Origin of the sequence: Leptolyngbya subtilissima AS-A7, assembly GCF_039962255.1 — a bacterium.
Classification (GTDB): Bacteria; Cyanobacteriota; Cyanobacteriia; order Phormidesmidales; family Phormidesmidaceae; genus Nodosilinea.
Genome location: NZ_JAMPKY010000001.1, coordinates 769,462 through 795,324, shown reverse-complemented (window position 1 = coordinate 795,324; position 25,863 = coordinate 769,462). Strand labels below are relative to the sequence as shown.

At 48.6% G+C, this 25,863-nt stretch carries 26 protein-coding genes and 1 pseudogene; 13 read left to right on the top strand and 14 right to left on the bottom strand.

Annotated features, from left to right (window positions below):
- Nucleotides 1-99: 99 nt before the first annotated feature.
- The 8 genes from NC979_RS03615 to NC979_RS03580 form a co-directional block, all read right to left on the bottom strand.
- Nucleotides 100-648, bottom strand: coding sequence for a thermonuclease family protein (locus NC979_RS03615; protein ID WP_190523801.1), 549 nt, complete (start codon nucleotides 646-648; stop codon nucleotides 100-102).
- A 41-nt stretch (nucleotides 649-689) separates the two neighbouring features.
- On the bottom strand, nucleotides 690-1,049 hold the full coding sequence (locus NC979_RS03610; RefSeq protein WP_190523798.1) for a hypothetical protein: 360 nt from the start codon (nucleotides 1,047-1,049) through the stop codon (nucleotides 690-692).
- A gap of 42 nt (nucleotides 1,050-1,091) precedes the next feature.
- Entirely contained in the window at nucleotides 1,092-1,760 is a 669-nt protein-coding gene (gene pnuC / locus NC979_RS03605) for a nicotinamide riboside transporter PnuC (protein ID WP_199309022.1), read from the bottom strand.
- Nucleotides 1,753-2,796 carry an AAA family ATPase gene (locus NC979_RS03600; RefSeq protein ID WP_190523795.1) on the bottom strand — a complete coding sequence of 348 codons (1,044 nt, stop codon included), beginning with the start codon at nucleotides 2,794-2,796 and terminating at the stop codon, nucleotides 1,753-1,755. Before NC979_RS03600 ends, pnuC begins: the two co-directional genes overlap by 8 nt.
- A 61-nt stretch (nucleotides 2,797-2,857) precedes the next feature.
- Nucleotides 2,858-3,364, bottom strand: coding sequence for a ribonuclease HI (gene rnhA, locus NC979_RS03595; protein ID WP_190523792.1), 507 nt, complete (start codon nucleotides 3,362-3,364; stop codon nucleotides 2,858-2,860).
- Nucleotides 3,365-3,381: 17 nt separating this feature from the next.
- Nucleotides 3,382-5,301 carry a DEAD/DEAH box helicase gene (locus tag NC979_RS03590; RefSeq protein ID WP_190523789.1) on the bottom strand — a complete coding sequence of 640 codons (1,920 nt, stop codon included), beginning with the start codon at nucleotides 5,299-5,301 and terminating at the stop codon, nucleotides 3,382-3,384.
- A gap of 92 nt (nucleotides 5,302-5,393) precedes the next feature.
- A complete protein-coding gene (locus NC979_RS03585; protein ID WP_190523787.1) occupies nucleotides 5,394-6,590 on the bottom strand; it encodes an exonuclease/endonuclease/phosphatase family protein in 1,197 nt (398 codons plus the stop codon).
- Nucleotides 6,591-6,679: 89 nt separating this feature from the next.
- Nucleotides 6,680-6,970 (bottom strand): hypothetical protein, encoded by a 291-nt coding sequence (locus NC979_RS03580; protein ID WP_190523785.1) that lies wholly within the window; start codon nucleotides 6,968-6,970, stop codon nucleotides 6,680-6,682.
- 347 nt (nucleotides 6,971-7,317) lie between these two features.
- On the opposite strand from NC979_RS03580, the gene NC979_RS03575 reads away from it, so the two are divergent.
- Nucleotides 7,318-7,863: a tyrosine-type recombinase/integrase gene (locus tag NC979_RS03575; protein WP_190523784.1), complete on the top strand. Its 546-nt coding sequence runs from the start codon at nucleotides 7,318-7,320 to the stop codon at nucleotides 7,861-7,863.
- 280 nt (nucleotides 7,864-8,143) lie between these two features.
- On the opposite strand, the gene NC979_RS03570 is transcribed toward NC979_RS03575, so the two are convergent.
- Together NC979_RS03570 and NC979_RS03565 are read right to left on the bottom strand one after the other, a co-directional pair.
- A complete protein-coding gene (locus tag NC979_RS03570) occupies nucleotides 8,144-8,734 on the bottom strand; it encodes a class I SAM-dependent methyltransferase (RefSeq protein ID WP_190523780.1) in 591 nt (196 codons plus the stop codon).
- Nucleotides 8,735-8,737: 3 nt separating this feature from the next.
- Entirely contained in the window at nucleotides 8,738-9,766 is a 1,029-nt protein-coding gene (locus NC979_RS03565; RefSeq protein ID WP_190523777.1) for an HNH endonuclease domain-containing protein, read from the bottom strand.
- An 888-nt stretch (nucleotides 9,767-10,654) separates the two neighbouring features.
- Between NC979_RS03565 and NC979_RS03560 the strand changes: the two genes are divergently transcribed.
- Nucleotides 10,655-11,539, top strand: coding sequence for a GNAT family N-acetyltransferase (locus NC979_RS03560; protein ID WP_242024191.1), 885 nt, complete (start codon nucleotides 10,655-10,657; stop codon nucleotides 11,537-11,539).
- Between the two features lie 73 nt (nucleotides 11,540-11,612).
- On the opposite strand, the gene NC979_RS03555 is transcribed toward NC979_RS03560, so the two are convergent.
- Nucleotides 11,613-12,818 (bottom strand): transglutaminase domain-containing protein, encoded by a 1,206-nt coding sequence (locus NC979_RS03555; protein WP_242024190.1) that lies wholly within the window; start codon nucleotides 12,816-12,818, stop codon nucleotides 11,613-11,615.
- A 469-nt stretch (nucleotides 12,819-13,287) separates the two neighbouring features.
- Between NC979_RS03555 and NC979_RS03550 the strand changes: the two genes are divergently transcribed.
- The 6 genes from NC979_RS03550 (at nucleotide 13,288) to NC979_RS03525 (ending at nucleotide 17,429) form a co-directional block, all read left to right on the top strand.
- On the top strand, nucleotides 13,288-14,253 hold the full coding sequence (locus tag NC979_RS03550; RefSeq protein ID WP_190523771.1) for a CobW family GTP-binding protein: 966 nt from the start codon (nucleotides 13,288-13,290) through the stop codon (nucleotides 14,251-14,253).
- A gap of 6 nt (nucleotides 14,254-14,259) precedes the next feature.
- Nucleotides 14,260-14,823 carry a DUF1097 domain-containing protein gene (locus tag NC979_RS03545; protein ID WP_242024189.1) on the top strand — a complete coding sequence of 188 codons (564 nt, stop codon included), beginning with the start codon at nucleotides 14,260-14,262 and terminating at the stop codon, nucleotides 14,821-14,823.
- 52 nt (nucleotides 14,824-14,875) lie between these two features.
- Nucleotides 14,876-15,595: a nitrile hydratase subunit beta gene (gene nthB, locus NC979_RS03540; protein ID WP_190523767.1), complete on the top strand. Its 720-nt coding sequence runs from the start codon at nucleotides 14,876-14,878 to the stop codon at nucleotides 15,593-15,595.
- Between the two features lie 38 nt (nucleotides 15,596-15,633).
- Nucleotides 15,634-16,242, top strand: coding sequence for a nitrile hydratase subunit alpha (nthA, locus tag NC979_RS03535; RefSeq protein ID WP_190523765.1), 609 nt, complete (start codon nucleotides 15,634-15,636; stop codon nucleotides 16,240-16,242).
- Nucleotides 16,243-16,276: 34 nt separating this feature from the next.
- Nucleotides 16,277-16,633 carry a nitrile hydratase accessory protein gene (locus tag NC979_RS03530; RefSeq protein WP_190523764.1) on the top strand — a complete coding sequence of 119 codons (357 nt, stop codon included), beginning with the start codon at nucleotides 16,277-16,279 and terminating at the stop codon, nucleotides 16,631-16,633.
- 136 nt (nucleotides 16,634-16,769) lie between these two features.
- Nucleotides 16,770-17,429, top strand: a complete 660-nt coding sequence (locus NC979_RS03525; RefSeq protein ID WP_347403983.1) for a HupE/UreJ family protein — start codon at nucleotides 16,770-16,772, stop codon at nucleotides 17,427-17,429.
- Between the two features lie 110 nt (nucleotides 17,430-17,539).
- Here the strand turns inward: NC979_RS03525 and NC979_RS03520 are convergent, their stop codons facing one another.
- Complete coding sequence (locus NC979_RS03520; RefSeq protein WP_190524531.1) at nucleotides 17,540-18,229, bottom strand: SAM-dependent methyltransferase; 690 nt, start codon at nucleotides 18,227-18,229, stop codon at nucleotides 17,540-17,542.
- A 32-nt stretch (nucleotides 18,230-18,261) separates the two neighbouring features.
- Nucleotides 18,262-18,420 (bottom strand): hypothetical protein, encoded by a 159-nt coding sequence (locus NC979_RS03515; RefSeq protein WP_190523762.1) that lies wholly within the window; start codon nucleotides 18,418-18,420, stop codon nucleotides 18,262-18,264.
- 1,122 nt (nucleotides 18,421-19,542) lie between these two features.
- Between NC979_RS03515 and NC979_RS03505 the strand changes: the two genes are divergently transcribed.
- The 3 genes from NC979_RS03505 (at nucleotide 19,543) to NC979_RS03495 (ending at nucleotide 21,684) form a co-directional block, all read left to right on the top strand.
- Nucleotides 19,543-20,085: a hypothetical protein gene (locus tag NC979_RS03505; protein ID WP_190523759.1), complete on the top strand. Its 543-nt coding sequence runs from the start codon at nucleotides 19,543-19,545 to the stop codon at nucleotides 20,083-20,085.
- Nucleotides 20,086-20,231: 146 nt separating this feature from the next.
- Nucleotides 20,232-20,930, top strand: a complete 699-nt coding sequence (locus NC979_RS03500; protein ID WP_190523757.1) for a Type 1 glutamine amidotransferase-like domain-containing protein — start codon at nucleotides 20,232-20,234, stop codon at nucleotides 20,928-20,930.
- Nucleotides 20,931-21,306: 376 nt separating this feature from the next.
- Nucleotides 21,307-21,684, top strand: a complete 378-nt coding sequence (locus NC979_RS03495) for a hypothetical protein (protein ID WP_190523755.1) — start codon at nucleotides 21,307-21,309, stop codon at nucleotides 21,682-21,684.
- Between the two features lie 59 nt (nucleotides 21,685-21,743).
- Here the strand turns inward: NC979_RS03495 and NC979_RS03490 are convergent, their stop codons facing one another.
- The gene (locus tag NC979_RS03490) at nucleotides 21,744-22,625 is read right to left on the bottom strand and encodes a hypothetical protein (protein WP_190523753.1); all 882 of its coding nucleotides are present in this window, start codon (nucleotides 22,623-22,625) and stop codon (nucleotides 21,744-21,746) included.
- A 777-nt stretch (nucleotides 22,626-23,402) separates the two neighbouring features.
- On the opposite strand from NC979_RS03490, the gene NC979_RS03485 reads away from it, so the two are divergent.
- Nucleotides 23,403-23,795, top strand: a complete 393-nt coding sequence (locus tag NC979_RS03485; protein ID WP_190523751.1) for an AbrB family transcriptional regulator — start codon at nucleotides 23,403-23,405, stop codon at nucleotides 23,793-23,795.
- A 331-nt stretch (nucleotides 23,796-24,126) separates the two neighbouring features.
- A pseudogene (locus NC979_RS03480) lies at nucleotides 24,127-25,077 on the top strand (DUF3387 domain-containing protein).
- Nucleotides 25,078-25,863 lie beyond the last annotated feature (786 nt).

Here is a 25,863-nt window from a genome sequence, read left to right as displayed (position 1 = left end):
GCTCTGATGCTAGGAACATCTAACTTATTCAATTGGTTCGGCAACCCATCCGGGTTGTTAAATAACGCTTGATGGAGCCATGTTTTTCCCTATTCAACCTTACCGATTGTTCCGCCGATAGTCCCACGGCATTACAGGATTGGACTGATTCCAAAAGTTCAACTGCTGCTGTTGAGCCTGAGTCTCGGCGGCCAGGAGAACATCATCAGTGTCGGGGCAGCTGCTCAAGAATTGTGTGTAAACTGCTGCATGGCCCTCGCTGACCAGCTTTAGATTGATGTTCTGACTACCCGCATAGACCTCGGCCACCATACGCCCATACTGGTCCGTGTCGGCCTGGCGAAACTGGATGGTTGAACCTTGGGGGGCAAGCTGGCGCAGGCGTTCGGTAGCCGCTGGTCCCCAAGGCGTTTGGGAAGTCTCTGGCGCGTCGATGCAGGCGAACCGGACTGTGACATTCTGGCCCTGATAGTTCATCCGCAGTGTGTCGCCGTCGCCCACCGAGACAACGGTGGCGGTGGGTAGGTTTTGGCTGGCCATTGAGTCAGTAATAGACCCCTGATCTTGAGGTATAGCCACAGTTCCAGAACATCCGCTAGCGATCGCCCCGAGGCCAACGGCCAAACTCAAGCACTGCCAAACCTTCATCTCCTGCTCCAATACCAGCGTTTTTAGGATACCCAGCAAAACTAAGGTGACAGCGATAGATGAGCTAGAAGGGGAGTGACTATCGCCAGGTAGAGAGGTACCGCAACGGAGATGAAGCTAATAACAAAGCGGGTGTCGAGATCGTTCTCTTGGGCAAAGAGTAGGGTTAGCAAGCTAGGGGGTAGGGCTGCTCCAGCGAGGACAGCGGCTTGCTCCACGCCCTGAAGCCCAAAGGCTTGGGTAACTGCCCAGCCTAAACTCAACCCACAGCCAATCTTGGTTAGCACCAGGATGGCATAACGCCCTACAGAGGCAAGTTGAACCTGAAACTCTATTCCCAGTAGCAGAAGCACCAGCAGCAAAAAATTCCCCTCGGCAATGTTTAGTAGGCCCAGAAGCATCTCATTCCTCCAGCCCAAAGCGTTGAGTAGTAGACCCAGCACCTAACTTAGCCGTGAAGAATGTAATTTTGAAGCTGCATACGTTTGATGCCAAGATACCAGACCATTAATTGCTATCCCCAGCAAAATAACGTAAAGAAGCGAGAGAAACCGCACCTCTTTAACGTAGTACAGCCCAATAGCGATGACATCGACCACAATCCAGTAGAGCCAGCTTTCTATCCGTTTAAGAGCCATTAATGCCATAGCGGTAAAGCTCATCACGGTTGTAACCGCATCAAGGATAGGAAAGGAAGCCGCTTCTGGGAACCACTGGGGCAGCCAGGTATGGATCTGTTCTATAAACCCACCAAGGGCTAGACCCGCACCCAATGTAATGCCTAACGTTAGCAATCCGTAGCGGCGGGGACTGTAAAGAAATCCTTCCGTGGCATCTTGAACTGAGCCTTTTTGACTCCACCACCACCAGCCACAGACACTAGCTACCAGGTAATAAATTTGCTCCAAAGCATCGGAGTAGAGCTGAATTTGGTAGAACAGGCTCATGTACAGCAGAACACTGATTATGCCTATAGGCCAGGTCAACATATTCTTTTGAGCAATTAGCCACACTGACCCTAGGTAAAGCAGGGTCCCAATCAGCTCGATGTAACTCATCGGATAACCGAGGATGGTAAAGGCGATAGTATTGATGCTGAGAAAATCAGCCATTGGCAACCTGAAAGTGTTCTAAAAGATTGTGGTATTTCTCAAATTGAGCGATTATGCCTGCCACATATCTTATTCGGGTTTGTAAGTCGCCCCTTACTCTAAAAAAGGGAATCTTACGCACTACTAGGTCACTGACGATTTGCTTCTGGAAGACGGCTCTATTGCCCTCTCCAGAGCGATCCCAAGTTTCGTCATAGGAAATGTCTGTCTCACATAAAAACACTAGGTCATAGCGCGAGGCACAGCAATCTGCGAGATGGGCCAGATGGGGCGAGGCGGTGCCGTGATAGTAAAGCGAGAAACGGTAGGTGGTAAGGGCATTGGTATCAGTGAAGAGGTACCGATTGGCCTGGGTCAGCTGCGCTTCTTCTCGTTCTCGGTGGCCTGTAGCAATCTCTTCAAGCTGCTCTAGGGATAAGCGCCGCTCTACTTGATGAGTTTCCCAATATTCCCTGCCGTACTCTGGCATCCAAAGGGTTTTATAGTGACGGGCTAAGGCTTCAGCCAAGGTGGTTTTACCAGTGGAGGGTGCCCCTAGAAAGACGACATGGGTGATTAAATCTCGGTAGACCAGAGGATCTAGAAACTGGCGGTGTTGGTAAGGGTTAGGGCGTACTTGCGTGGCTGAGATAGGAACAGTGGCGCGGTTGGTCCAGGTTGATTGAGGTGTCCAGTCTACAAGGCGGTTCACGGCTCCTAAGGCCTGGCTCACGTGCTCTCCATAAAACTCTCTAGAGTAAAAGTGAGTCACATTGAGGCCTTGGAGCCGTTGCAAGATGTAGGTTTCGTGCGCTTGCTTAATTTCAGGGGTATCGCCTATCTCGGTTGGTCCGTCCCAAGATTCAATGACATTTACCGTTGGATAAAGCTGACGAATCCAGTTAGCCCTGATGGACAGCGGTACAGCAGTTGTTTCTGGGCAATCATAGACCATGACAATCACTTCATCCATCTCTGCTAGGGCCGTTTCAATTAGGAACTGATGGCCTTTGTGGAGAGGGGCAAACTTACCGAGGGCGAGGCCAAGAGTTGGCATAATGGCTGAAGATTGATTAGAACCGCAATCAGGGTAAGGGGAAGGGGTTTAGGGCAGCAGTCTAGAACAGCGATTCCTGTTGAGGAACCTGCGGTACTTCATACCCTTCATCAATCGGTAGATTTAGCTGCTTGGCAGCCGCTACCGCCAAGCTATCGCAGCGTTCATTCTCCACATTGCCGCTGTGGCCCTTGACCCACTGAAACTCGACCTGGTGCTGTTCACAGAGACTAAGTAGCTGCTGCCATAGGTCGGCATTGACGGCTCTCTCGGTCTTGGTACGCATCCATCCTTTTGATCGCCAGCGCACTGCCCAGCCCTTCATCATGGCCTCAACAACGTACTTAGAATCTGAGTAGATGGTCACAGCGCACTTGTGCTTTAGTGCCTGTAGGCCAGCGATCGCTGCCATCATCTCCATGCGGTTGTTTGTGGTCAGTCGATAGCCGCTAGATAGCTCCTTGCGGTGTTCACCATAGAGCAGCACTGTTCCATAGCCGCCAGGGCCAGGATTGCCGGTGCAGGCTCCATCGGTGTAGATGATGACGGGTTTGAGAAGTTGGGACATGGATAGAGAGAAATGAACTAAGCGATCGCACCATCAGTCTTGACTGAGGCAGTAGATCTAGCTGCTGAAGTTATATCTACCGCATCACTTTTGCCTAATGCATTGACTACAGCAGCATTCCCCCCAGCTACCAGGTGCAACTCATCCTGTGCCCTAGTCATAGCCACATAGAGTTGTCGTCGCGCCAGCGATCGCGCATCCAAATTCTCATCAAAGCAGTCCTCAAACTGCTCAACCCACAGCAACAGCACCGCCTTAAACTCCAGGCCCAGAGAGGATAGCGTGGTGATGATTCTCACCCCCGGCTTACGGGCGCTGTAATCAACTTTGGTTTGCTGACTCTCAGTGACCCAATAGACCGGCAGGCTCAGATCTTGCAGGCGCTGGAGTAGGGAGTCGAATAGGGCGGTGTCCCTTTTAGGTTTGTAACGGTAGAGGATAGCGATATCTGAAGGGCTGTAGCCCAGCATCACCAAGCGTTGCACCTGCTCGACAGCAATATCTACAGCCTTAGCTTTGGTGTTCGCATGGTAGAGCATGGGTCGAGGCCCCTGGCGCAGGGCAGCTTCAGGCTCAACGGTGGGGAATGTGGCATCGTCCGTCAGGTCTTGATCTGTCTTCTTCACCACCGTCCAAGCGGCTTCTAGAATCTCTCTGGTGTTGCGGTAGTTTTGGGCCAGCTTCATCGTGCGGCCCTGGGCTTTAATCCCTACCGATCTCCAGGTGAACTTAGACCGCTGATAAAGGCTCTGGTTGCCGTCCGAAACAACCACTAGATCACCATTCTCTGGGTCTTTCAGTCCAGCCACACAGCACTCAAACCATTCGCGGGTGAAGGTGTGGGCCTCATCCACCAGAATAGAGTCCCATCGTTCCGTTTCGGGCATTTGCTGGAGAGCCGTTAAAACCTGCTGGCCTAGGAGACTATCGTAGGTAGTTGGGTCGCTTACATACGGGAGTCGGCTCAAGATTGTCCTAGCCCAGTTGTGGAAGTGCATGACCTCGATGCGGTCTTTGTACTGGGGGTTCATTGTGTCGCCATGCAGGAGCGATCGCAGGTGGGCGGCCAGCGTAATGTTGAAGCACAAGATCAGGATGCGCTGGTCGAGCAGGCGGTTGGCAAGGACTTTGGCGCGGGCCAGGAGGATCAAGGTTTTGCCAGAGCCAGCTACCCCAGAGATCAGGCGGTGGCCATCCTTCATATTTCGGGCAAGGCGCTCCTGGTCAATGTCGAGGGGCACCACCACGCTGCTGCCGACCGGGAGTTCAACGCCTTCGGGCACGCTGCTGGAGGTGACGGGCTTCTCTCTAATCATTGTCTCGGGATGTAGACAGCCCTTGATCGTGTTCACCTGGTCTATTGTCAGCATCGGGAAGTCAAAGTAGACCTTGAACATATCCCGCAGCCGCTGTATCAGCATCTCTGGGGTGTAGTTCTCCCACTCCAATAGCTCATCCCGGTAGGCGACCTGGGGCTGCTGGAGAAAGTTGTAGATGTTTTCCTCATGGGCCTGGGGTTCGTTGATATTGCTCATCACAGCGCCGGTGCCCACGGGGAAGACTAGCTTGCCCTGGTAGTTGCCATCAGGCCGGCGCAGGATGGGGTAGCCCTTGAAGCGCTCTGCCGCCTCGCAGAAGTAGCCGTGGGCTTGGCGTAGGGGGGATGAGTAGCTCTCGATCGCCCCATGCTTATCTTTGACTTTGAAGAACCGCTCTCCGGCTTCCTCAATGTTCCCGGCATACCACCCTTTGACCTCGATGATTAGCAGGCCAAAAGTAGGACTGAGTATGGTGAAGTCGGGGTAGAGGTTGCGCTGTAGGCGCGGCTCATACCAAACGATGAAATCCTCTGGCAGCTTGGTTTTGAGGATGTTGAATAGCCGTTGTTCGCCCTGGCTGGCGGTTGAGGGGATGATCTCGGGGATGGTAAGAGCCATGGATGCTGGGATGGGCCACTATGGTTAGTTATCCCCAGAACAGAAATAAAGCCTAGCAGGCACATAATAGGTACATCAAAAATCCTATTTAGTTAAACCTCGGGTAACGGCAAACGCAACCAAATGGGCAGATGATCGCTCACTTCATGTTCAAATTTTCTATAAAACTCTTTCTTATCTTGGCTACTTAAGCTCTCAATAGACGGTAGCTCAAGGGCTTCACGAAACAGTTCTACAAAATTCACGACACCATAGTCTGGACCTTGGGGCGGTTCAGGTCCCATCTTTGGGTTTTTGTCATAGGAGGGAAGGCGTGGGTCATGGCTGAACAAACCAATTTGGTCGAAAGTCTCACTTAAACGTGCATTAGTACGGAATGGTTCAGTTGAGCCTTTGTGAACATCCAAAAACGGGAAATTGACATTGATACTGCGGCCAGATGCCTGCATATCCTGATTAAAGGTTTTAATATGTCTCTCGATTCGGGGTCTATCTCTTTTTGGATTGCTGAAACTTAAATTGAGGTCGCCCATGAGAATGAAGTTCGGGAAACTTGTATTGTCTTCCTCCTGTACCCCACCCAAGATCCACTCCATCAAAGCATCAAATTCTTGGCGGCGATCTTCAACAGAATCGCCAAAGTAAAGGTGGGCATTGACTGCCATGATTTTATAGGGCTTTGTTTCGGGATGGCCGATTATTTCAAAGCTGGCACAGAAAGGTTGACGAATAAAGTTCAAAAAGACTGGAATCTGAATCTTTGGTGCTTTTGGCTCAGGGCCAACAGGGCTCTCTTGCCATGCATCACGGGATTGAAGATACTTCACGTAAGGCGTAGCAGTGTCTACCAGCACTTTGTAGTTGTCAACGATGGTCTTTAGTACTTTTGTTCGGTCATAGGAGACATCGGAAACAATGTTGCCTCGACGAATAAGGTTTCGATTATAGATAAACCCCAGACGTTCACCTAGACCTTGTTCGCCAGGAAATTGCCCAGTCTTGTCAGAAACAATAGCGTCATACTCAGGCCCCATCAAGCTTACTAGCTTGTCAAAGCCTTCCAAATCGCCCATAATTTCTTGGACGGATAGGAGATCGAAGCGCCTACAAATGTTCGCAAGAAAGTTCCAGGTATTCGTGCTTCGACTGCTTACGTTACCTAACTTACGGATATTAAAGGACCCCAGCACAGCAGAGCCGTAAGTACGCTTAGGAATGCCGTATTTATAGGGATTGCTCTCTAACAAAGCATTGATTTTTGCCCACTCATCAGTAGTCAAATCAGCCATTACTTTGACCTCTAAGATAGCTCTATGCTTTAAGGATAGTGGCTCTATCAGAATTAAGATATTAACTGCTTGTGCTTAACCAATATTTGTTAAGTAAGCTTCCACAGTTTTCCTCCAGCAGTCACTTCAGCAGCCACCATTTTGCCTTCTAAAGACTTTAAGATTGACCGAGTGGATTCCTGATGCAAATCAGCTAATCTAGCGATCGCCCCCACACTCTGCCCTTCCAACTCACTACAGCAGTTCAGCACCTTCAGAGCCATGCGTTGAGGTTCATTGAGGTGGGGCGTGATCATGTCTTGCTGAGTGCGCGGCAGCTTACGGAAGTAGGTGAGGAAATCTGTGGCGCTGGCGATCGCACTCAAAGTACCGGAATACATCTCTCTCCACCAATCAGGTTGCCCCTAATTTGCCCAGAATCGGGCGAAAGCTGGCTAAACCCTAGTCGGGTGAACCCCACCAACCTAAACGGGTGAAAAGGGGTGTCTCAGGTGAGACAGATCAGACCAACCCTAACCGGGTGAGAGGGTCAAACCGACTAGGGTTGACTTTGTGAACAATGGCTTCTGAGGGCTTGACCAGATTCGGGTAGGTTAGATCCAAAAAACCATAGGGAGAGATGTAGGAATAGTTCTCAATAGGGATGGTGCATTTGACCTATTACGGCTGAAGCAACGTAAAATCAATAAATATCAGTTCGTAAAAGACCAGATTCGGAACTCGCTTCATGCCGAAGGTAAAGCGCAATGGTCAAGCAGCCGTTTTGAAGGCTGAACAGTTGGAAGAGGTGTTCAACTACCTCCCCCAGCCCCATGACCTGATTTTTCAGATCTGCTACTACACCGCTGCCCGGATTGGTGAAGTGGTGCAGCTCCAGGTCGGGGACATCGTAGGCGGCTATGTGGTCTACCGGGCCAGGACGACCAAGACTAAGAAGACTCGCTCGGTTGCGATCGCGCCGCCGCTAGAGAAACTACTGGCGGTAGAAGATTTGGCTGAGCAAGGATATCTATTCCCTGGCCGTTTTCAAGGACATATTACTACCAGGGCCTGTGATAAAGCTCTGCGAGAAACGCTCGATTACCTAGGCATTCGGGGAGTCTCTACCCATAGCTTCCGGCGATCGCTGCTGACGATGATGCATTTTGAGAAGGGCTACTCTTTACGAACCCTTCAGAAAATCACGCAGCATGAAGACATTGGCAACCTAGCCAGGTACTTGGAGATTGGGCAGCAGGAAGCAGATGAGGCGTTAAGAGGATTGTGGGGATAGTACTTAGTGCAATAGCCATCGGGATAAATCTGGTTTATGTCGATCTATACCTATTCCAAAATTTAATTGCCATCAAGAGAGGAGGAGTTTCTTCCTCTCCTTCATTGACACCAATTTGTTTACCTAAGTATCCACAATCTTGGCAGGCCACGCAGTATGATGCAGAATTTTCAAGCCCACAGCCAATGTTCAAGCTACCGCAGCTTGGGCAAGGCATAAGAGGATTGTCAAAAATAATTTTCAAGTCATTGCGTGACAGCGGGGCGAAATCCATTTCAAATTAAATAAAATTTTTCAATATGAGAGCATTAATCCAGGTGAGGTTTTGGTTGCCTAGCCCTTTATTTGGACTACGCCAAATCCGATAGACTTGTAGCTCTGGAAAGCTGCCAATGAGAGTTTGCAAGGAATTTTCATTATAATCCACAAAAAGCCGATCCCCATCTTGGCGTTCGCCGTGGCCTAATTTGAAAGATATATAAAGTACACCATCCATTTTGAGGGCATTTATAAATCGAGCCAAGACCATATGAATTTCATGCGATGGGATGTGCAGCAGCGAAGCACACGCCCAAATGCCATCGAAAACATTTCCAAAATTCATGTCTTGAAACTTCATCAATTGAGTAGACTTACCAGTAAATTGAGAACTTAGCTCTACCAACTTAATTGAAGCATCTATTGCCGTTACTTGGTGCCCTTTCTCCAAGAATGCTTTAGTATCTCGACCTGCTCCACATCCTGCATCTAAGATGTGAGCTTTATCTGGTAGCAATGATAGAAAGGGTGCGTATAACTCGCCCATGTCAACTTCAACAGTAGCTTGAAAATACGCATCCCCTTGCTCATCGTAGAAACTAATAGAGGTCATGACTTAGAAAGACGCTGGCTGTATTTCATGCTTAACCGTCCACTCATGAATAAGGTGTTGTTTCGCAGTTTTATAGTTTTCTTGAAGAAACTTACCTCTTGCGTCAGTCTTTAAGCCAGTCTGGCTCATCAGCGTTTCTCTTAGTGGATGATGACTACCGATAAAAAACTCATTTCTTCTATGAAGCCTTTTCAAGTATTTTATTGCGGGGATCCTATCAAATTTTCCGTTTTGCCCACGATTGCAGCTTTGACAGGAAAGTACCAAATTCCAAATACCATTTAGTCCAACTAAAATTCTTTCTTTGGCTAAGACAAATGGTAGAAAATGATCTACGTCACATAAATTAGGGGATATAGAGCTGATAGATATGTTGTTGAAGCAGTAAAAGCATTTTCCTTTTTGATAGCCGTTTAACGCATCTCGGCATGAAGTTACTGTGACACGGCCTAATTTTAAGTTAGAACGTAGGATACCACTATCGTTTGAGGCGTATTCTACTGAGATAAGATGCTCTGAGAGATCTAGCCCCCAGGAAGATTCTACTAACCGCCATCTTGCCTCAACCTCATGAGGTAGGCTATCTCGTTGTTCACCTTCTAAAAGGCGGTATAAGTTGTCTGTTAAAACGATACCGGGGTTCTTTCGTCTATCCCCCTCAAAAAAGCGAGTATTTATTGGCTCGTTTCCAACAGTGTGAAAAGCTTCAATAACGTTCGTAAACCCCCGCTTTACGGTTTCATTTATAAGTTCATCTTTAGAAATTAGACCCTCATTAAAATTGCGACAGGCTCTTAAAAACTGGCTGGAAGAACTTGTCCCCTGTCTATCTGCTGTTCTTAAGTGCTCCGAGATATGTCTAGAAAAGGGAACTGCTAAATCATCCCACTTGAGCGTTGTTTTCCCTTGAGGTGCAAAATCAAGCAGTGTTTTTGCAAGGGAGAATTTATATGAAGCTGAATTTTTTCCAAAAAGAATTATCGCTCGCCAGTACTCTTCTAGAGTCGGTTGTGGGCTAATGAAATTAGTCATAACGGTTATAGCAGAGGTTAGTAGATCAACATATTTAATAGATTTCCCTAGAATAGGAGCGTTCTACATAAGAACGATGAATCTATGGTCTGATCAGACTGAAATATACTTACGGGTTTAGCTTAGTCAATTTGTCGCAGCAATTGCAGTCCTGGCTTCTCTCTAGCGATCACTAATCGGACTCCTCAACTGTCCTTGTCGCACATTTCAGCTTTAATCGGCGAACTGATGGTATTTACCATGAGCATCTCTGGTGTCCTGAGGTTGGTTAACCTCAGCGCTCCAGCCATGATCTGCTAGCAGGCCTATGGGATCATCGCATCCAAATACCTAACAACGGACAACCCTACCTCTGTCAGCTTTTCTGGCCCTTTGAGCAGTAAGGACAGACCCAGCCGTGCACTATCTATTCCCAAGACACTACTCACCGCACTTACCTCACACAGAGTTTTGAGAATCAAATGGGCTGATGGCTTAGGCAAAATGGGAAATGCCTATTTCACTCAAGGCAGAACATAGCAGATCGTCAAAGAAGTGGGTGCGAAGGGCTATGTAACGAATCTGTTTTATGATCACATCTTCTACGGGACGCTTTTGTCTGTGAACTACTTCCTGCTATCTTCTCAAAGGTTACCAACCTCGGCTTCAGCCTGTCTGTGAGACAGCGTATGGGCCTTAAAACAGGGGGTTGGGATGAGTCTGCTCATAGCCCTTTTTGCTGTCATGCTTTGAGCGTGTAAAGGACGGGGTCGGATAAGGTTAGGTTCACAAGTAATTCTCCACTGCGGTCTCATTTTCTCGTAGGACTGTTCTGTAGAACTGTCTTGCCAACCGTAGGACAATACCTTTTAGGTTGCCAATTCCGAAGGCATTTAGATCGTTTGAGGCATGACTCAACTAAATAATCTACACATCCGGCCTGCCCTACCCACCGACAAACCCACAATTCTCAATTTTTGTCAGCACACTTGGAACAATGAAACCGACTACATTGCTAGTGTGTGGGATCTTTGGTCTGCTGACCTCTCGGGTCATATCTTGGTTGCTGATTTTAACGGTCAACCTATTGGCATGACCCGACTTGTTCAACTTTCTACCACTGAGGGCTGGTGGGAAGCATTACGGGTTGATCGCGCCTACCGCCGTCAAGGCATTGGCACCAAGCTCATTAATGCTGCTCTAGATTTAAGCCATTCTCTTGGGCTAACTACAGTACGCGCTTGCGTCAGTGTCGCCAATACGTCTATGCACCCTTTAATGAATCAACAGGGCTTTAAGCCCTTGGGCAATCACGCTGTCTATAGTGCTGAAGCTACTGACAGCGCCCCTACTGCCCTGAAGCAACTGAGGCCCCAAGACTGTGAACGCGTCTGGGCTACCATTAACCGCTTTGCCCTAGAAGAAGGTGATCGCTTGTTTGTGGTGCGTGGAGCTAAATGGCAATCTCTTACCCCTGAAATTCTCGCTCAGCAATTGAAGCAAGGTTGGGTGTGGGGAGTAAGCAACGGAGATGACTTGGTTAGCTTATTCATTCGCAGCCAAATGGAAAATCCTGATGGTACTTTCTGGATAGGTTGGCTAGGTGGTACGCAAACCGGATTGAGTTTAGCGTTAGAAGACTTGTGTAGCTTGGCCTATGAGTTGAAGTTTCAATCTGTTGGAGGCTTCTTGCCTCAATCAAATTCCCTACTGCCTCTGGCAAAAGCTGTAGGTTATCAAATCTTTGAGACTAGCACCTACAGAATATACGCAAAATCTCTAGACGAGACATGACCTTTCCTCGGTAGTCTCGCAAAAAACTCAACGATTTTTTTGCGATCTCGTAGAACTATTCTAGGCACTTAAGCTACCGCCTATTGAACTCGACCTGACCTACATAGGAAAACTCTCCATACTGCTCGTCGCCGCTGAACAAGCTGACCTCGTAAGCCCCAGAAACAGGCAAGGAGCAGGTAATTTGTGGGCCTTGGGTAGGGCTATCGGTACAGTGTTCAGCCTGGGAAGAGCCTTTAAGAGAGTAGCTAGGAAGCAACCAGCGTTGGTTAGGATTTTGAAGCTGGATCACCGCCGCTTGATTGGTATCTGTCTGCGATCGCATGGGAGCAACCAGTTTCATCCCTTCGGCAAAGAACTGGGCTTTCATCATCGGTTGGCGCAGGAACTCACCACGGGTAATGGGTTGTAGGCGCAGTTGCCATGCCTGGTCCTCAGGAAAGTGGCTAATGCCCATCACCTCTGGGGGCGGGAAGAGGTAATCGGTCTTGTAGGCCTTAGTGAAACCTGACTCTCGATCCACATAACCACTGTTCCAGGTTGGATCAATCAAATACCATTGTCCGTTTATTTTTGCCGCATTCCAAGCATGGCTTTGGCCCTCTAGATCGCTGGTGGAGTTGCGGGAGTCGCCTGTTACATAAACAATCTCTTCTCCAATTGCCTGGCCCAGAGCTTCGAGCAGTTTGGCATAGCCTGCACAAACGGCTACTCGGCGCTGGAAGACTGTCTCAGCATCTTGAGGAGGATAGTTGCCCGCAAAATAGTTGGGGGCATCGTAGGCGATGCGATCCGCTACGTAGTCGTGGAGTGCCTTGATGCGCAGCATTGGATCCTTTTCCTGGCTGGCGATGTACCGGGCAACAGAAGCAATGCTGGTCTCAGCGCTAGGAGGCATGCCGATTACGGCGGGATGTAGCTCGGCCCCTGTCCAAGGCCATCCTTTGTCCTGCCCTGCCGGACGAGTTGACGGGGCTGGCTGGGGTCGCACCTGCGTTGTATCGGCGTATTGGTCGAAAGGATTGTTGTGGAATCGCAGATATAGCCCTTCGAGGCCGCTGGCAAGCGTAAACAGGCCCTTACGAGTCAGTTCTGCTTGTGGCCCCTGCATGCCATCAAGGAACCAATCGCCACGGGTAGACAGGGCCAGGAAAGAGGTTTGGGGTCGCAGGATCAGCAGCAAAAAGAGGAAGGCCAGGTTGAGCAACAGCGTTCTCAAAACAATGCGATCGCCCCAAGTCAGAATGCTGGGTGCTTTTTGCCGTTTGCGACCTCGCATATCCCACAGGATGGGCACTAGGGGGAATAAGAGGATACCTGAGAAAACTGTCAGTAGCTTAGGACCGTTGACATAGGCGACAAGAGAGGAAGCTAACCACACGCCTAGTACTGGGGATAGGAAGACTGCTAGGTAAAACAGTGTTCGAGTGATGAGTAAGGGCAGCTTCAGGGATATAAACCGCATGTCATTTTGGAGAGAGAACAGCCAGGAAGGGCATAAGCCCTAGGTTGCCCGGTTTTGAAGCTGTCCTATAAGACTGTCCTGTGAGAAGTGAAAAATGTCTTGGTTGATACAACTCTTCCTTGTCCTCCCCCCTAGGATAGGTTGTCATAATAACTGGCTTAAAGTTCGCTTAGTTACGCTTCTAAAAATGCTTTTGGGTTCGGTTACTTAAACCCAAATTTTAGAGCAACAGTGTGCTTTAGGTTGGCTTTTTGATGCTTGAATTAATCACTTCCTGAAACTCATGAGCCTTAATGCTTCACCAATTCCTGTAAGTGTCATTACTGGATATTTAGGGTCGGGAAAGACAACCTTGCTTAATCGTATGCTCACTGAGGAGCATGGCAAAAGAATTGCTGTCATAGTCAATGAATTTGGCGAGGTAGGAATTGATAGTCAGCTAGTCATTGATGCTGACGAAGAAATTTTGGAAATGAATAATGGCTGTATCTGCTGTACTGTCAGAGGTGACTTAGTTCGCATCTTTGATAGCCTTCTAGAAAAACAGGATAAGTTTGACCATTTGGTGATTGAGACGACAGGGTTAGCTGACCCAGCACCCGTCATTCAATCATTTTTCGCAGATGAAACGATGAGGACTAAGACTCAGTTAGATGCAGTCATTACAGTCGTTGACTCAAAGCATATTTGGGAGCACTGGGAAAGTGACGAAGCCCAAGAGCAAATTGCTTTCGCAGATGTGATATTGCTTAACAAGACTGACCTAGTATCTCCAGATGTTGTAGATGAACTGGAGCAAAGAGTTCGCGGAATGACAGCCTTTGCCAAGGTTTATAGAACTCAGGACAGTGATATTGCCATGGACTCCGTTCTTGGCATCAAAGCCTTTGATCTGAAACAGGCTCTGCATATAGATCCAGACTTTCTAGACGAAGATGCTCATGAGCATGATGAGTCAGTTTATTCGGTTTCTATCGTTGAAGAAGGTAGCGTAGACGGCGATAAGTTTAATCGCTGGATTTATCAGCTTTTACAAAATAGAGGGGCGGATATCTTTCGTATGAAAGGCATTCTAGATATTGACTCAGAAGATAGGCGTTTCGTCTTCCAGGGAGTTCACATGCTATTAGATGGTAGACCTGGGCGCATTTGGAAAAGTGATGAGTTGCGTAGGAATGAACTCGTATTCATCGGTCGCAACTTATCAGAGATGGAACTCAAAGATGGCTTTCAGGCTTGCCTTGCATAACGAGTATTGCCAAAAAGTGAGTGGTTTGAAAAATTAGGAAAAGGTCGTTCCATGAAGAAGCTAGATGCCTATAGTGTCAGTATCGGAGTATTAGGTGCTGTAGATACTTTTCTCACAGCAACAGTGATTCTTGTGCCAGTTTGGGTCACGTTTATTGCCTGGGCATCGTTTTTCATTTTAGGAGGGAAGTCATCTGGCCTCAAACAAAGTATTGCTTCCAATTTGACAGGCATTGTGATTGCCTCGCTCACTTTGCTTGCGATCACCGCTTTGGGTGCAAATCCGTTTATTGCCGCCGTCTGTGTTGGATTGGGAAGTGCTGCCATGGTCCAGGCATCTAAAGTTCCTCTACTTACTGTAATCCCTGCAATTGTTTGGGGATTTGCTTCAACAGTGGGAACTACTGTTGCTACAGGAGTTCCTATTACTACGGTGGGTTTGGCCAATCCAGGTTTAGTAGCGGCAGCAGCAATGATTTTAGGGGGGCTATTTGGTTATCTCTCTGAGTTTTGGGGTGATGCTATGACAACAAGCGAAGTTACCGCCGTAAGGAATCAAACTCGCGCTTAAGCCTCCCTAATAGCTCGAATTTATTCAATATGCTCTCGTTAGGACGAATGAAATGAAGCTACAGCATTACATCGGTGGAATTGAAGGACTTGAACCTTCTAGCTTTGAGAAGAAAGTCTTCGTTCAACCGTGGGAAGAACGTATCTTTGGCATTCACGTTGCCATGATGGGGCTGAGTAACCATTTAGAGGCTGTTGAGTCCGTTCCAACTAAGTTCAGTAGCTTTTGGACTTGGGGCCATCTCCGCCAAGGTGCAGAGGGAATGAACCCATTTGACTACTTTAAATACCGATACTATGAGAAGTGGTTGGGTGGTATTTCTGGATTCTTTGTTGAATCGGGTTATGTAACAGAGGAAGAGCTAAGTACAAAAACAGCAGCTTACTTAGCCAACTTAGATGCACCACTACCGAGTGGCGGTGAGCCAGCTATTGATGAGCAAGTAATTGAGTACCTGAGGGTCGGAGACTCACCAGCTTGTGATGTGGATGCTCAACCTAAGTTTAAGGTTGGTGATACCGTTACCGTTAGAAATCCGCCCCCTGTTGATCACTGTAAATTACCTGGGTATCTGCGAACCAAGAAAGGCGTTGTTGATGAGGTCTACGAAGGTACCTACAACTATTACTTTCCAACAGGTGATGGAGTAGGTGATCCTATGCCCATCTACAATGTCGTCTTTGATTCCCACGATATTTGGGAAGACATCACTGAGCCTAATACCAAAATCTACGTTCAGATTTTTGAAGGTTATTTGGAAGATCCAGAATAGTTCACGGATGTTTGATAAGTATTCTTGGAAAATTAGGTATGACTGAGAACGTTGATCGCGAAACCTATAGCGCTGCTCGTGTTAGAGCGCTAGAGTCCCTATTAATCGAAAAAGGAATCATCACTAGCGAAACTGTCGATAAGGTGATTGACTTCTTTGAGAAGGATATGGGGCCATTTAATGGTGCCAGAATTGTTGCTAAAGCTTGGGTTGACCCAGCATTTAAGGAACGTCTACTAGCAGATACTCCTTCAGCAATTTCGGAGATGAGTTTTCCCCGTGGTATGACAGGGGCGGAAGGCGAGAATATGGCCGCTGTTGCCAACACCCCTGACGTCCATAACTTGATTGTTTGCACGATGTGCTCCTGTTACCCTTGGCCAGTGTTGGGCCTGCCGCCTTATTGGTTTAAAGATCCTACCTTTCGAGCAAGGGCCATCCGTGAACCCCGGAAAGTGCTCAAAGAGTTTGGTCTGGATGTCTCTGAGTCTGTTGAAGTTAAGGTCTGGGATACCAGTGCTCAGATTCGATGGTTTGTTCTGCCAGAACGCCCTGAAGGAACGGAAGGGTGGACAGAAGAGCAACTAGCGGCCATTGTCACTCCTGAATCTATGCAAGGGGCAGCCAGGGTAGTAGTGCCAGCTTAATCATCCGGCAACGTCTAAAAATCACTGGGTAGCCATGCAGATTAAATTTGAACAGTTCGCAGCAGCTAGTATGCTGGGTAGCGCTGATTCTCCCCCACGCGATAATGGGGAGATTCTATTTCAAAGGCCCTGGGAAGGCCGTGCCTTTGGAATGGCAATTGCTTTGTCTAAAAAAGGACATTACGAGTGGGAAGACTTTCGGCAGGGGCTCATAGCATCAATCGCTGAGTGGGAAGCAACTCACTGCAAAGATGACCCAGATTGGGATTATTATCTTCGTTGGCTTGCATCTCTAGAGAGTTTAGTACTTGAGTCTTCCCTTGTCAGCGAAGAGGAGTTAGAAGAACGAACTCGTCAGATGCTGGTTGAGGCCAATGAAACCTCGATTTAATCTGAGCTAGCTCTTCCCGTTTAGTGCCTTTAGCCTAGCTTTGTTCTGTTTTCTAAATGCTTTCAACCCTCCTGGAAGGTTGTTTGTCATTCTCGGCATCTCGTTTGCAGCCAATTCAATTGTGAGGGACACAAAAGTGGCGTCAAAGATTACTGGCATTAAGTATCGGGCTGGCTTGGGTCTTAGCAGCGTTGTAAAGCTTGTTATAGGCATCTCTGCCCTTCTAGTGATAGCTTTTCCCGCCTATGCCCATCACCCGTCTGGAGGTGCAATATCGACTACTTTTATGGAGGGTTTTTTGTCAGGGCTTGGCCACCCGATCATTGGATTTGATCATCTAGTTTTTGTCATATCTGTGGGATTGCTAGCGTCAACTGTTGCCAGAGGTTTCTGGATTCCTATTGTGTTTGTCTCAACAGCTCTTGTAGGAACCGGGCTTCACTTAATGATGGTGAATATACCTATGGTTGAAGTAGTTATTTCAGCTTCAGTGCTTGTCTCTGGCATCTTGCTAGCAAAGCTAGAGAAGCCTGGCACAGCCATCATTATCGTTCTGGCAGGTATTGCAGGATTGTTTCATGGCTATGCTTATGGAGAAGCTATTATTGGCGCTACGGCAGTTCCTTTAGCAGCTTATCTAGCTGGGTTTACTTTGATTCAGGCAATTATTTCTTTAATTGCCTTCAAGGTAGCTACAAAAGCCATGAAGCCCAGCGTTAGCTACCCTGATTTTCTACGTTTAGCCGGATACATTGCTGTAGGGGCTGGAATGGCATTTATGGCTGCTAGCTTTTAAGTCACTTACTCGATGAATTCTCAGAATGGGCTAGAAGTGCGATCTTCTAGCCTTTGCTTCTTTAAAGCAATTGAAGTTAATGCTTTTGACTTTATCTGAGGAGATAAGGGTCACTGGTCTTTCCTAGCCTTTACCAACCAAACCCCTCTCTCCTGCTGGTGTCCACCCACCTCAGCTGTAACTGGCATGGACTCTGGGTATCTACCGTGAGCAATGCCAATATCCTGGGGTTGGCTCACCTCGGCACTCCAGCCATAGTCCTTTAGAAGCTGCTGGGGCTCGTCGCAGCCAAACTGCCAGTGGCGTACTACTCGCCCCCGGTTGGCGTTCTTAGCGCTCTGAGCTGCCAGTATAGAACCGCTGTTCACCCCATCTATACCCAGCACACTACCAGGGCGGCTCAACGCTGCAACAGTCCTCAGTAGAGAATGAGCTGAGGGTTCTGGCAGGTACATAACAACGCCTTCGAGGATCCAGATAGTTGGAATTTCTTGCCTTAAACCTGCCTCTAGTAGTCGAGCGATCCAACCTGTCTGAAAATTTTCCAAGTCACCCGCAATGAGGTGGTGGCAACAGTTCGGCTTAATGGTCCCTAGGGCATTAGCCTTGTAGTCTAGAACCCCTGGCATATCGACTTCATAAAGCCTGGTAGCGGGTGGCCAGGGCAACCGATAGGCTCGGGTATCAAGTCCTGAGCCAAGGATGACAACTTGAGGTTTAGACAACTGGGGCGGAGTGGCTAGCAGCAGGTCATCGAAGAACCGGGTACGAATGGCAATGTAGCGAGTGCGCTTGGCGATGACATCCTCTAACGATCGCCCCTGCCTTTCCGCTACCTTGCGCCATTTAGAAGATGTTCAACCTCATTGCCCGCTAGAGCCGCAGCGTAGGGGTCATTGAATAGTGGAACGGGGAGGGACTGCTCAATGGCCCGCTTAGCTGCCACAATTTGGGCGGTGTAGGAGATGGGCTCGGCGGATGTAGACGACACAGGAGAAGGGTTTGTAGCGGGTCTCTACAGTTTGGCTGAGTCCTGGCCTGTTGTCTCATAGGACAGTCTTGAACCCTAGGTCAATTTTGCTCAAACTTTACTGCATATCCTTACTGCTCCCAGGAGAGCCAAAATAAATTTACTACCACAATTGATATTCCGAGAATGGCTCCAATCGCCATAACCAGTTGGGGTGCTTGCAGTAGAACAAGCACTGCTGCAAGAATTATGAGCGCAAGAGAGGTTCTGTCCATTGCTACAACGTAGTGTAGAAATCGGAGGAAAGGTATGCGTGATAACCCTTAAGCTGATGGTGCAGCTCGTTAACCTCGCGTCAGCTTGAGAAGTTTGCTGAAGACTTTACCTAAGGCGATGAGGGTCACCTACCTTCGCAACCGATACCGTCTTTATCACCATCAAAGTTGTGGGGATCTGGAGACAGAACGGTGAAATTTCGATGGGTGATGTCCTTGCAGTCCAAGTCGGGTGGCGGCGGAGCAATGCATACACCCGGATAAGCCGAATCGCAACTGCTTTGAGCGCTTAGAGGCAAGGGTGCAGCCAGTAAGCCAACAGCTGAAAGGGTCAATAGGATTAAACGAAAAGCCATAGGACTAGATAGATAAGACAGGACAGGACACAGGCAATACACCTAGGATGTCAGCATCTCCTTAGGTTGAGCCTTTTAGGTCAAGTTCTGTCCTATAGGACTGTCTCGTAGGGCAGTCTTGTTGATTCGCTGCTTACCCCTTGCCAAACCTTCACAGTCGGAACCTCGCCCCAGTGGGTCGTGTAGCGCTGGGAAAAGTAGTCTGATCGTATCGACTAGGGGGCTTCAGGCTCATTGCCCCGAACTTCACAGCATCGGGGCTGAGCTTGCGGCTGCGGATGTCTATAGCCTGTATCAGCTATTCGCCCTTCTCTGTGTCCACCCAGCGGCAACCAAGTGGCCTGCACCTTGTTTAGAGAGCTTAAGGACTCGCAAGAAGATAAGGTACCAATTGCTACCTTTCCTATTTTCACGATTCACATAGGTTGGATATAGGATGAGGCAATTGTGAGTAGGCAGAATCTATGTCAAGTCACAGGGTTAGTTGGAGATTTGGTTTGTTGTGGTGCCTAGTGAGCACAGTCGCCATCTTTGCCGGTGGGGTTGTGGCGCTATACATTAGCTGGTTTACTGCCGGTCAACTGGGCTTAGCGATCGAAGGCACCAATGAGGGCCCGGTGGGTTCTATTGTCTTTTTAGCCCTGATGTCACTGCTGCTTACACCAGCAATTGGGATTGCTCAAGGTTGGCTGCTAAAACACTACTTACCGATCGCCCACTGGTTTGGCGCGACATGGGCAGGTGGAGCAATTGCGGCTGCTATTACTAGCGGAGTCGGATTATCGGGCGGTGATAGCCTAGACATCGCATCGGCCGCAATTTGGGCAGGAACCGCGATCGCCCAGTGGTTTCTGCTGCGGCGGTTTTCGTCCAGGTCCATTGCTTGGCTGATTGCGGGGGTAGCGCAGATTCCGCTCGCTTTGAATCAGTCCAACCTGGTGATTCTTAACTCGCCGATTGGCATATTGGTCTACAGCGTTGTGACTGCAATTTTGATTGTTTGGATCCTGCGGGGCAGTTCACGTCCGGTTGAACTACGTCCGGTTGAACCTTGAACTGAGACAGGAAGATCGCTTCGACTAGTACCGGGCAGCGGGATTGTGGATCAGGTGTTGGCCGGGAGCTAAGCTTTGCTCAATACTCCTTAAATGAAAGATTTTCTTGAGTGTAATTAGATTTATTTTGGAGGATATCTCAAAAGATGGCAGGTCAAATCATTGCAGCAGGTGGTGGTGGCTTTTCCGCGATCACAAACGATCTGGCTTTAGAACGATACATTCTGGGTCAAAGTAATAACTCCCAATTGCCAAGGGTTTGTCTTTTGGCAACCGCAACTGGGGACTCAGATTCTTATATTGAGAAATTTTATAGGGCATTTAATAGTTTGAACTGCCGCCCTATTCACGTGCCACTTTTTAAGCAGACACCCGATTTAGAATCTACTCTTTTAGCACAGGATGTTATTTATATAGGCGGGGGGAATACTAAAAGTATGCTTGCAGTCTGGAGAGAATGGGGGGTGCCGGATATCCTCCATCAGGCATGGTCAAGAGGAATTATTTTGTCAGGCAGTAGCGCTGGAGCTATTTGTTGGTTTCAGCAGGGAATCACTGATTCATGGGCCAATAGATTGGAAGTCATGGAGTGTCTTGGATGGTTTCCAGGCAGTTGCTGTCCCCATTACGATGCAGAGCCTGAACGTCAGCCAACTTATCATCATTTTTTGAAGACTGGTGAAGCGCAACCGGGCTATGGTATTCCGGAGTGGAGTGCTTTACATTTCAAGGGAGATCAAGTTTTTAAGGCTATTTCTTCTCGTGCTGATGCAACGGTTTATCAGCTCACTGTAGAGAATGGGCTGATCAAGGAAGTCCCTTTGAAAATGGAAAGGATTTCTTAAGGGGGCAGCGGGGGCCATTACCAGCGTAGATTACAACCTTGATATCAATAGTACCAAAGGCGATCGCTGGTTTTTCGGTTAACTAACACCCATTACACAGAAGCCGTGATGGATTTCCCCTCTCTGGGCATTTTAAGCAAAGGTGCCTAGGGGACCAGATGAAAAACACTCAGCCAATTACGTGGACCACGGTAAGGCCCTTACGGGTGCTTGGTGCGATCGCAGCTTGTAACGTTCTACTAATGGCCGGTATCTTTATTGTCTACGAGGCCAACTATCGTTACCAGCTCTGGCGGGCTGATGGCATTTGGTGCGCGACACTAGAGCCAGACGGTACGATTACCAGATCACTTGGGGCAGATGCCTGTGGATACAAATGACCAAGCTCGACTGCTGCGATCTCTGTGAATATTGTGCCCACAGTCCCTACCTGGTTTGTGCTGAGCATCCCAGGGGAGTGGAGGGCGATCGCTGCCCGGATTTTAGGATGAACACTGGGGCGGTCGCTGTTCCTGATGACCCGTTGGCCTGGTATGGGGAGGAATGGCAGCCAGCGGGAGCCAGCTACTACGATAGTGAGCTGGTCCTAGACCCGGTGCAGCGACTGAACCTGGAGCAGCGCCTGGAGATGCTAGATACTCACCCGCTGTTTACGTCCCGGTGCCCTAACTGTGAGATGCCAGTGCCCAAAGCGACTGAGGGCCAGATTCATTGGGACTGTGGGCATTGTGGTTGGGCCGACGATTCGCTGTAAGCAACATGCTTAAGAACAAGGAGATAACTCTACCTACAGCTTTTAATTCAAAAGATGGATCAAGAGGGCTCAAGATTGATTTGTCTCCAGAGACTCGCTAAAGAACTCGCAATAGGTTGAGTCACAGCTCTACTTTTCCAATACTCGTTATGACACAGAGGATTCCACCGTGTTAATAGGTTGCCAACCTGAACTTCTCGTTCGTCTAATACCGTCTTTTTGTAAAGTTCATTAATATCCTTAATTGGATAACCTAACAAATCATTGCGACTAAAGAAATTCATCCATTTCCCACTGGCTTTGGGGTAGTGCATGGATAGCTTTGGGGATGGAACTTGAATTGGCACGCCAAATTTGTAAAATCGCATTGACCAAAATGGGATCTGACTAACAAATGTGTAGAATGAAGAAAAAGTCTCTCCTCGCTCTAAAGGGTTATTCTTAGCAGAGGAAGGAAACTCGTTATCTTGGGTATCCCAAATATAGTTGCTTGCGATCGCTGCGCCCATACTGTGAGCAATAATGCATAAAGGAGCGTTGCCTCCTGCCCTATTAGCCAATCTTTCAAGTGATTGAGCAAAAATCTGATGAACTTCTTCATAGATATTCAATTTGTCACTTGGAGCCGTTGGTTGATAGGCAATGCTATCAGCTAATGAATGAAAAACAAATTCGCGCAAGCCAAAAACCCGACTAAAGTTATTAATGCCTAGTTCCTTGTACAGCTCATTTTGCGGCTGCTGCACTACGTCAGCCCAGTAAACTGGTTCAAAAACCAATTCACCTTCCGTAGAACTGGTGTAATCTTTCAGCTCCTGGGAGAACTCTTTCTGAAGGCGTGGAGCAATACCACTTAGAAAGTTAGGGTGCTGTGGATCAGCAAACTCTGGCCGTGCTTGTCCAATACCGTGTATAACGGCGATCGCTATTTTTTGGGTCATGGTAGCGGAGATCCAGCTGTGAAAGACGAGAGATGTAAGCCCAGAATGGCAAGTTCAGGACAATTAGTCTATTACCCTCAAGGGTTACTTTAAAGGCCAAATCCAATAATTTCACATCTTGAAATAGTCTGTCTCCTTCAACCCTTAAATAATCGATAGGTAAGATATGGATCCTTTATAGCTCTTTGTCTATGTAGAATAATTTTTCTTTAATCAACCAACGCAGGGGACGCTATTTCCACATTGGAATCGGCGCAAGGGGGTCCCAAGCTGCGCCAGGCTGTTCTAGTGGTGCTGCGCGTTTGTTTTGAGGCATGCCTTGCCCTTGCGCCTACTCATGGTAGCTGAATGCTCTGTGCAGACGCATGGCACGCGCGTTGAGTTGGCGAATATTTTCGACGTTACTAATTATCTTCAGAGCAGTCACCTCAAAACTCAAATTAGCCTGCGCCCTCGCATTTTCTTGTAGCTCCAACGGATAGTTTTCTCTAGTCAGAGCGGATCACCATTTATAAAGCCAAGTATTATCTGTGTTATTGGCCGTCTCAACTATTGCGTTGGCAACGTGACTCTCCTAAAATATTGCATCTGGATATTAGCTCTAAAATTACAAGACGCTGAATCTGTTGATAAATATAACAAAATTTAGGCTAAGCTAAATTGTCTTTGACCTTTCCTCCTATCCGTTAAATCGTGTAAAAGAGGAGAACCAAATGATCCTAGAGATTTTCTAGCAGTTATCTGAGACTGGATGTGTACCCTAAAGATGGATGAATTATGGCAGTAAAAAGTAAAGAGCTCCTGACTGGTAAGGCTCTCTTGGCCAAGGTCAAGGAGAATGATGGCCTCTCTAAACGGGAACTTGCTAAGGAGTGTGGCTACTTCACAGTCGGTAAAGAAGGGCAAACCCGTGCGAATCTGGCTGAGTTTTATGATGCTCTCCTAGCCGCCAAGGGAATTCAGCTTGAGCCGGAAAATGGTAAGGCGGATGGCAGGGGTCGGGAGCCGTCTTACACTTTAACGGTTCACAAGAATGGTCAGATTGTGATTGGCGCAGCTTACACCCAAGAGATGGGCCTTAAGACCGGGGATGAGTTCACTATTAAGCTAGGCTATAAGCACCTTCATTTGAAGCAGATAGATGCTGATAGCAATGATGATGAAGCCTAACCAAACTAATTGATGAACTAAATGGCCCGACTCATACCCTTTGGAATTGATCTTTCAAAGGGTATTTTATCACTAGGTCAATGCCAGCTACTCAAAGAACTGTTTGTCTTGACACTCGACCATTCAGCAGACTGCTTCTAGCCGATCCAGCCTTCCTCCATCTGACCATATCGCACCCAAATTTTGGGTTCAGAGTGCTCACACTCAAATAATTGCTCATGTACTTCCCCAGCGAATACTCCTTACAGGAGTTTCTGTTCGTATTCTTCAAGGTGCATGGCCATGAGGCTGCTACAGAAGTTTCGGTTGGAGGTGGGAAGCAGACCTGGTTATGGATCAGGCCCTGGCGCTGATGCAGGAGAAGTACGAAATCGTAGCGGGTCAGTTTCATGGGTTTGACTACCGCGCCTTCCACAGTACGCGACTACCCCAGCGTATGACCATCCTCCGCAGCGCTATGGATTGGATGCTGCGCCCCAAATCGGTAAACATGAAAGGCCCCCAGCGCTACATTCAAGCGGTGACCGAACTCTCCAAAACCTTCGCCCTTTGTGCCGCTGAGGATGCAGCTTTGACCATTCATGAAGATGTGAGCTTCTTCCAGGTAGTAAAGGCGGGACTCAGCAAGCACACCGTGAAAGGGGGCGAGAGCCGAGCTGAGCTAGATGTCGCCGTGCGCCAGATTGTCTCGCGTTCCGTCGCCTCTGAGCAGATGATTGACATCTTCGAGACTGCAGGCCTCAACAAGCCCGAACTCTCTATTCTTTCTGACCATTTTTTGGCAGAGGTGCGCGACCTGCCTCAGAAAAATCTGGCTCTGGAGGCGCTGCGGAAGCTGCTCAATGACGCGATCAAAGCTCGATCCCGCAAGAACGTGGTGCAGTCGCGCAACTTCTCGGAGATGCTGGAAGCCTCTATTCACCGCTACCAGAACCGGACGATCACCTCCGCTGAGGTGATTCAGGAACTAATCAATCTGGCGGCGGACATGCGCGAGGCCAGCCGCCGAGGCATCGACCTGGGCCTGAGTGAGGATGAGCTAGCGTTCTATGACGCCTTGGAGGTCAACGACAGCGCCGTGCAGGTATTAGGGAATGAGACGCTGAAGACCATTGCCTAGGAGCTGGTTAAGACAATTAGCAGCAATGTGACGATTGACTGGACGGAGCGGGAAGCGGTGCGGGCGAAGCTGCGGGTAATGGTGAAGCGGCTGCCGAAAAAGTATGGCTATCCGCCCGATAAGCAGGAGAAGGCGACTCAGGCGGTGTTGCAGCAGGCTTAGACCCTCTGTAAGAACTGGGCTGCTTAGCGGTGGATGACGGCAGTTAGCTGCCCTGCTGGAATACCTCCGTACTGACGACCTTGAAAGCTTTCTCATTGAATTGAAAGTCGCTTGTTATAAGCGCACAAACTGCTTCTCCTGATCGCACTCTCCTCCTCTCCGGGCTCGATGTTTTGGCTCGCCTTTAGCAGCTTGATACGCTTTAGCCTTAAATGCACCAGCTGAAGCCCTGACTTGTCCGTGGCAACCTGACCTACCGCAAGAAAACACTCGCCCCTTTCGCAGGAATGCCAGGCACACGCTGGTCTCACGGCCACACTCACACCGAGCACCAGCGCGAAACTCCCCAGACTCATCTCGCCACATAGACGTTACTGTCAGCAAACCAACCGGACTGACCGACTTCCAGTAGGCAAGTTTCTCCTGTAGGCGTTGCTGCAGGGCTGTCTTGTGCCTTTCAGCTCGCTGTTCGGCTTGGAGTGTAAGCGCTAACGGGTCTCGCTGCCGAACAGCCTCTTCCAGGGCAGATGCTGCCACTCGCATACTCCTAGCAATCTCTCTTAGGTCTTCAAAGTCATACAGACGACGAATCGCGTCAACGAGCTGCTTGTCAGCTACTTCACGAGACGCACTCTTCACGCTTTTCAGGCCGTAGAAACTCAATACCTGCCGCACTCGCTCGCGGGACACGTCCATCACGTCAGCAATCTCGCCATTATCCCAGCCTTGCTGGTGTAGCTCAATGTAGCGCTTGTGACCTGGCAGCGCTTCTTCAAGGGGCCTAAC

Coding starts and splice junctions, on each gene's coding strand:
- NC979_RS03615 (WP_190523801.1), bottom strand. CDS start 648: ATGAAGGTTTGGCAGTGCTTGAGTTTGGCCGTTGGCCTCGGGGCGATC.
- NC979_RS03610 (WP_190523798.1), bottom strand. CDS start 1,049: ATGCTTCTGGGCCTACTAAACATTGCCGAGGGGAATTTTTTGCTGCTG.
- pnuC (WP_199309022.1), bottom strand. CDS start 1,760: ATGGCTGATTTTCTCAGCATCAATACTATCGCCTTTACCATCCTCGGT.
- NC979_RS03600 (WP_190523795.1), bottom strand. CDS start 2,796: ATGCCAACTCTTGGCCTCGCCCTCGGTAAGTTTGCCCCTCTCCACAAA.
- rnhA (WP_190523792.1), bottom strand. CDS start 3,364: ATGTCCCAACTTCTCAAACCCGTCATCATCTACACCGATGGAGCCTGC.
- NC979_RS03590 (WP_190523789.1), bottom strand. CDS start 5,301: ATGGCTCTTACCATCCCCGAGATCATCCCCTCAACCGCCAGCCAGGGC.
- NC979_RS03585 (WP_190523787.1), bottom strand. CDS start 6,590: ATGGCTGATTTGACTACTGATGAGTGGGCAAAAATCAATGCTTTGTTA.
- NC979_RS03580 (WP_190523785.1), bottom strand. CDS start 6,970: ATGTATTCCGGTACTTTGAGTGCGATCGCCAGCGCCACAGATTTCCTC.
- NC979_RS03575 (WP_190523784.1), top strand. CDS start 7,318: ATGCCGAAGGTAAAGCGCAATGGTCAAGCAGCCGTTTTGAAGGCTGAA.
- NC979_RS03570 (WP_190523780.1), bottom strand. CDS start 8,734: ATGACCTCTATTAGTTTCTACGATGAGCAAGGGGATGCGTATTTTCAA.
- NC979_RS03565 (WP_190523777.1), bottom strand. CDS start 9,766: ATGACTAATTTCATTAGCCCACAACCGACTCTAGAAGAGTACTGGCGA.
- NC979_RS03560 (WP_242024191.1), top strand. CDS start 10,655: ATGACTCAACTAAATAATCTACACATCCGGCCTGCCCTACCCACCGAC.
- NC979_RS03555 (WP_242024190.1), bottom strand. CDS start 12,818: ATGCGAGGTCGCAAACGGCAAAAAGCACCCAGCATTCTGACTTGGGGC.
- NC979_RS03550 (WP_190523771.1), top strand. CDS start 13,288: ATGAGCCTTAATGCTTCACCAATTCCTGTAAGTGTCATTACTGGATAT.
- nthB (WP_190523767.1), top strand. CDS start 14,876: ATGAAGCTACAGCATTACATCGGTGGAATTGAAGGACTTGAACCTTCT.
- nthA (WP_190523765.1), top strand. CDS start 15,634: ATGACTGAGAACGTTGATCGCGAAACCTATAGCGCTGCTCGTGTTAGA.
- NC979_RS03530 (WP_190523764.1), top strand. CDS start 16,277: ATGCAGATTAAATTTGAACAGTTCGCAGCAGCTAGTATGCTGGGTAGC.
- NC979_RS03500 (WP_190523757.1), top strand. CDS start 20,232: ATGGCAGGTCAAATCATTGCAGCAGGTGGTGGTGGCTTTTCCGCGATC.
- NC979_RS03495 (WP_190523755.1), top strand. CDS start 21,307: ATGACCAAGCTCGACTGCTGCGATCTCTGTGAATATTGTGCCCACAGT.
- NC979_RS03490 (WP_190523753.1), bottom strand. CDS start 22,625: ATGACCCAAAAAATAGCGATCGCCGTTATACACGGTATTGGACAAGCA.
- NC979_RS03485 (WP_190523751.1), top strand. CDS start 23,403: ATGGCAGTAAAAAGTAAAGAGCTCCTGACTGGTAAGGCTCTCTTGGCC.